Source organism: Streptomyces sp. GC420, assembly GCF_009916105.1.
Taxonomy (GTDB): Bacteria; Actinomycetota; Actinomycetes; order Streptomycetales; family Streptomycetaceae; genus Streptomyces.
In genome coordinates this window covers 1-3,970 of the sequence record NZ_JAAAXQ010000540.1, presented here as the reverse complement: position 1 = coordinate 3,970, position 3,970 = coordinate 1, and the positions used below count along the sequence as shown (strand labels likewise).

The window sequence follows — 3,970 nt, the reverse complement described above, 5'->3', positions numbered from 1 at the left end:
GCGGGGCGCCGGGGCCGGTCAGGCACCGGTGCCGCCGCCGCCCGGAACGCCCGAGGCGACGGCGATGATCTCGTCGATGAGCCCGTACTCCTTGGCCTCCTCCGCGGTGAACCAGCGGTCGCGGTCACCGTCGCGGATGATCGTCTCCACGGTCTGGCCCGAGTGCCGCGCCGTGATCTCCGCCATGCGCTTCTTCGTGCGGAGCAGGTACTCGGCCTGGATCTTGATGTCCGAGGCGGTGCCGCCGATGCCCGCCGAGCCCTGGTGCATCAGGATGTCGGTGTGCGGGAGGGCGAAGCGCTTGCCCGACGTGCCGCCGGTCAGCAGGAACTGGCCCATGGAGGCTGCCATGCCCATGCCGATGGTGACGACGTCGTTCGGGATGTACTGCATGGTGTCGTAGATCGCCATGCCGGCCGTCACGGAGCCGCCGGGGCTGTTGATGTAGAGGTAGATGTCCTTGCTCGGATCGGCGGCAAGGAGCAGCATCTGCGCCGTGATCTTGTTGGCGATGTCGTCGTCGACCTGCTGGCCGAGGAAGATGATCCGCTCGCCGAGCAGCCGACTGTAGACCTGGTCGCCGAGGCCACCACCGATGGAAGGCTCGCCGGCGGCGGAAGGCATCAGATTCGTCACGTATCCACCTGCTCGTCTTACGACGGCTCCGGGCCGTCTCGCGTCTTCTGCCGGGGCCCGGGGGCCCGCCTGCCGCCTCGTGGCGGCGTCCGGGGACTCCCCTGCCCTCGTAGTTATGGACCCTAACGCGCAGCCAGGCACGAGCCATCCCGCACAGGGAACTGTTCGCTGTCAGCGCATGTCCGCCGGGCCCGGGAGGCGAGCCGCGCCGGGGACGCGGACGGGCTCCGGACCACCGGTCCGGAGCCCGTCCCACGGCTGCTCGTACGCGCCCTCGACGGGCGCGGGCGGGCTCAGGCCTCGGCCTTGCCCCCGGCCTCGCCCTCGGCGTCCTCGGAGGCCTCCGCGGCGTCCTCGGACCCGGCCGGCTCGCCGGCGGCCTGGACCGTCTCGGCGGTCTCGGCGATCTCTTCCTCGTCGTCGAGGTCGACGACCTCACCGTTGGTGTCGACGACCTTGGCCGCCTCGACGACCACGGCCAGCGCCTTGCCGCGGGCGACCTCGCCGACCAGCATCGGGACCTGGCCGCCCTCGACGACGGCCTGGGCGAACTGGTCGGGGGACATGCCGGAGCCGGCCGCACGCCGCATGAGGTGCTCGGTGAGCTCCTCCTGGTTGACGTTCAGCTTCTCCTTGTTGACCAGCTCGTCGAGGACGAACTGGGTCTTGATGCCCTTCTCGGCCTGCTCCGTGGTCTCGGCCTCGAACTCCTCGACCGTCTTGCCCTGGATCTCCAGGTACTTCTCCAGGTCGAGACCCATCTGGCCGAGCTGGTGGTGCTCCAGGTTGTGCTTGCGGGTGTTGATCTCGTCCTCGAGGAGCTTCTCGGGGATCGGGACCTCCACCAGCTTCAGGAGCTCGTCGAGCACCTTCTCCTGGGCCTGGGTGGCCTGGTCGTACTGCTTCATGTTCTCGAGGCGCTTGCGGCTGTCGGCGCGCAGCTCCTCGAGAGTGTCGAACTCGCTCGCGAGCTGCGCGAACTCGTCGTCCAGCTCGGGCAGTTCACGGGCCGCCACCTGGGTGACACGGACCGTCACCTCTGCCTCACGGCCGGCCGCGGAGCCGCCCTTCAGCTCCGAGGTGAAGGTGGCCTCGCCGCCGGCCTCGAGACCGGTCACGGCCGCGTCGATGCCGTCGAGCAGCTCACCGGAGCCGATCGTGTACGACACGTCCCTGGCCACGCCGTCCTCGAGCACCTCGCCGTCGACCTTGGCCTCCAGGTCGACGGTCACGACGTCGCCCTCGGCGGCGGGGCGCTCGACCGGGGTCGTGGACGCGAAGCGCTCGCGAAGCTGCTCCACGGACTTGTCGACGTCCTCGTCGGTGACCTCGACGGCGTCGACGGTGACCTCGATGCCGGAGTAGTCGGGGATCTCGATGACCGGGCGGACGTCCACCTCGGCGGTGAAGGCCAGCACCTCGCCGTCCTTCAGCTCGGTGATGTCGACCTCGGGCTGGCCCAGCGGGTTGAGCTCACCCTCGTTGACGGCGTCCGTGTAGAACTTCGGGAGCGCGTCGTTGACGGCCTCCTCCAGCACCGCGCCACGGCCGAACCGCTGATCGATGACGCGAGCCGGAATCTTGCCCTTGCGGAAGCCGGGCACCGTGACCTGCTGGTTGATCTTCTTGTACGCCGCGTCGAGGCTGGGCTTGAGCTCCTCGAAGGGCACCTCGACAGTGAGCCGAACCCGAGTCGGGTTCAGGGTCTCCACGGCGCTCTTCACGGTTCGGTCTCCTTGTGGCTGACTTCTTGGATGCTGCTGGACCACGCGGTCGCTGCGACAGGCGGTTCAGCGGATCGGCCCGGTCAGAGAGACACACGGGCACGCAGCTTGCATAGTAACCGCAAGCGGCATCCGCCCCACAACGCGACCTTGATCGCGCACTGTTTGACAAATGGTCGGGGTGGCCGGATTCGAACCGACGACCTTCCGCTCCCAAAGCGGACGCGCTACCAAGCTGCGCCACACCCCGTCCGTGCGACAGGTAGGGTACATGCAGCCAGGGGTGGTGAGCGCCGCATTACGAGGGGCGGACGGTGGTGTGCGGAGCGGGCCCGGAACCCGCTAGGATGCACGTCGTGCCGTGATCGCCCCTCACCAGTGGTGTTCGCCGGCGCGCGCGGGCGTAGCTCAATGGTAGAGCCCCAGTCTTCCAAACTGGCTACGCGGGTTCGATTCCCGTCGCCCGCTCCACACGAGCCAGGCCCTGGCCGGAGGAGAAGTCCTCCGGCCAGGGCCTGTGCCGTCTCCGCGGCCGCGGGCGGGATCGCCTCGGGAAGCGCCAAGAGGCCGAAGTCGCCCCCTACAGGTCCGCGGGGCCGGCGTCGCCGGCGCGTGCGGCGGCCGCCGCCAGCAGGGACCAGCCGTCGAGCTCCACCGCCCGCGGCTCCCCCGGCTGCCACCCGTGGGCCGATGCCACGTCGAGCAGGGCCCGGACGGAGCCCGGCTCGTGCAGGTTCAAAGAGCCGCCCCGGACGTACCCCACGTCCCCGGAGCCCATGGGAGCACCGCCGGGGACGTACCGGCCCGGGCCCTCGGCGAAGACGATGCGCAGCGGGCCGCCGGTGCCGGCGGGCTGCGGGTACAGCGTGAGGGTCTCGCGGCAGTCCGCGGACCGACCGCCGTCCGGCACGCGGTGGGTGTGGCGGAGAGTCCACAGGTACGCGCGCCCGCCGGCGACCAGCCGGCGGGGCTTCTTCGGGTGGCGGGGCACGGAGCCGAGGGTACGCGGCCCGATCCGCGGGACGCCCCCGGTCGCCCGGATGCCGCCGTGACGGACTCGGCCCCTGAGCCGGGTGCGGTTCGCGTCCCCCCGTTCCGTGCGAATCGGGCCCGGCCGGAGGATTGCCCCGGCCGGGCCCGAACCGTTTCGGCACCGTGGCCGCCGGCCGTCCCGCCGCGGCCGCTCGTCATCTCTTCGCGTCGACGTCCACCGAGAAGACGGAACGTACTCCGTAGGAGACGTAGAGGGCGTCGCCCACCAGGACCAGGGAGGTGGTGGGGGCGATCACGTCCTCGGTGTCGACGGCTCCGCCGGGGGAGTCGCGGGTCCACAGCTGGTCGCCCGTGGCGCGGTCGAGGGCGGCGAGGCGGCCGCTCGGGGAGGCCGGGAAGAGTTCGCGCTCGGAGGCCACCGGGAGGCCGGGGGACTCGACGCTGGAGTTGCGGTCCCAGGCCTGCCTGCCCGTGCGGTGTGACGGCGAGGACCAGGACGAGGACACCGCCGAGAGAGGCCAGGGTGCTGAGCCTGCGGCGGGCGGCGCCCCGTCCCCGGACCGGCCGGGACGGGGCGCCGGGGGCGGGGCGGATCCGGAGTGCGTGTCCCACCCGTC

4 protein-coding genes and 2 tRNA genes are annotated in these 3,970 nt (G+C 71.2%); 1 reads left to right on the top strand and 5 read right to left on the bottom strand.

Annotated features, from left to right (window positions below):
• Positions 1-18: 18 nt before the first annotated feature.
• The 3 genes from GUY61_RS35715 to GUY61_RS35705 all read right to left on the bottom strand — a co-directional run bounded on the left by GUY61_RS35715 (position 19) and on the right by GUY61_RS35705 (position 2,610).
• Positions 19-624 carry an ATP-dependent Clp protease proteolytic subunit gene (locus GUY61_RS35715; RefSeq protein WP_166634462.1) on the bottom strand — a complete coding sequence of 202 codons (606 nt, stop codon included), beginning with the start codon at positions 622-624 and terminating at the stop codon, positions 19-21.
• 305 nt (positions 625-929) lie between these two features.
• Positions 930-2,360 (bottom strand): trigger factor, encoded by a 1,431-nt coding sequence (gene tig / locus GUY61_RS35710; RefSeq protein WP_166634460.1) that lies wholly within the window; start codon positions 2,358-2,360, stop codon positions 930-932.
• Between the two features lie 173 nt (positions 2,361-2,533).
• Positions 2,534-2,610 (bottom strand) — tRNA-Pro (locus tag GUY61_RS35705).
• A gap of 147 nt (positions 2,611-2,757) precedes the next feature.
• Here GUY61_RS35705 and GUY61_RS35700 point away from each other — a divergent pair.
• Positions 2,758-2,831: transfer RNA gene (locus GUY61_RS35700), tRNA-Gly, on the top strand.
• 109 nt (positions 2,832-2,940) lie between these two features.
• Here GUY61_RS35700 and GUY61_RS35695 read toward each other — a convergent pair.
• Together GUY61_RS35695 and GUY61_RS35690 are read right to left on the bottom strand one after the other, a co-directional pair.
• Positions 2,941-3,351: a hypothetical protein gene (locus tag GUY61_RS35695; RefSeq protein ID WP_313897014.1), complete on the bottom strand. Its 411-nt coding sequence runs from the start codon at positions 3,349-3,351 to the stop codon at positions 2,941-2,943.
• 196 nt (positions 3,352-3,547) lie between these two features.
• Positions 3,548-3,970: PQQ-binding-like beta-propeller repeat protein (locus GUY61_RS35690; protein ID WP_166634459.1), on the bottom strand; the 423-nt coding region annotated here is incomplete at its 5' end.

Coding starts and splice junctions, on each gene's coding strand:
- GUY61_RS35715 (WP_166634462.1), bottom strand. CDS start 624: ATGCCTTCCGCCGCCGGCGAGCCTTCCATCGGTGGTGGCCTCGGCGAC.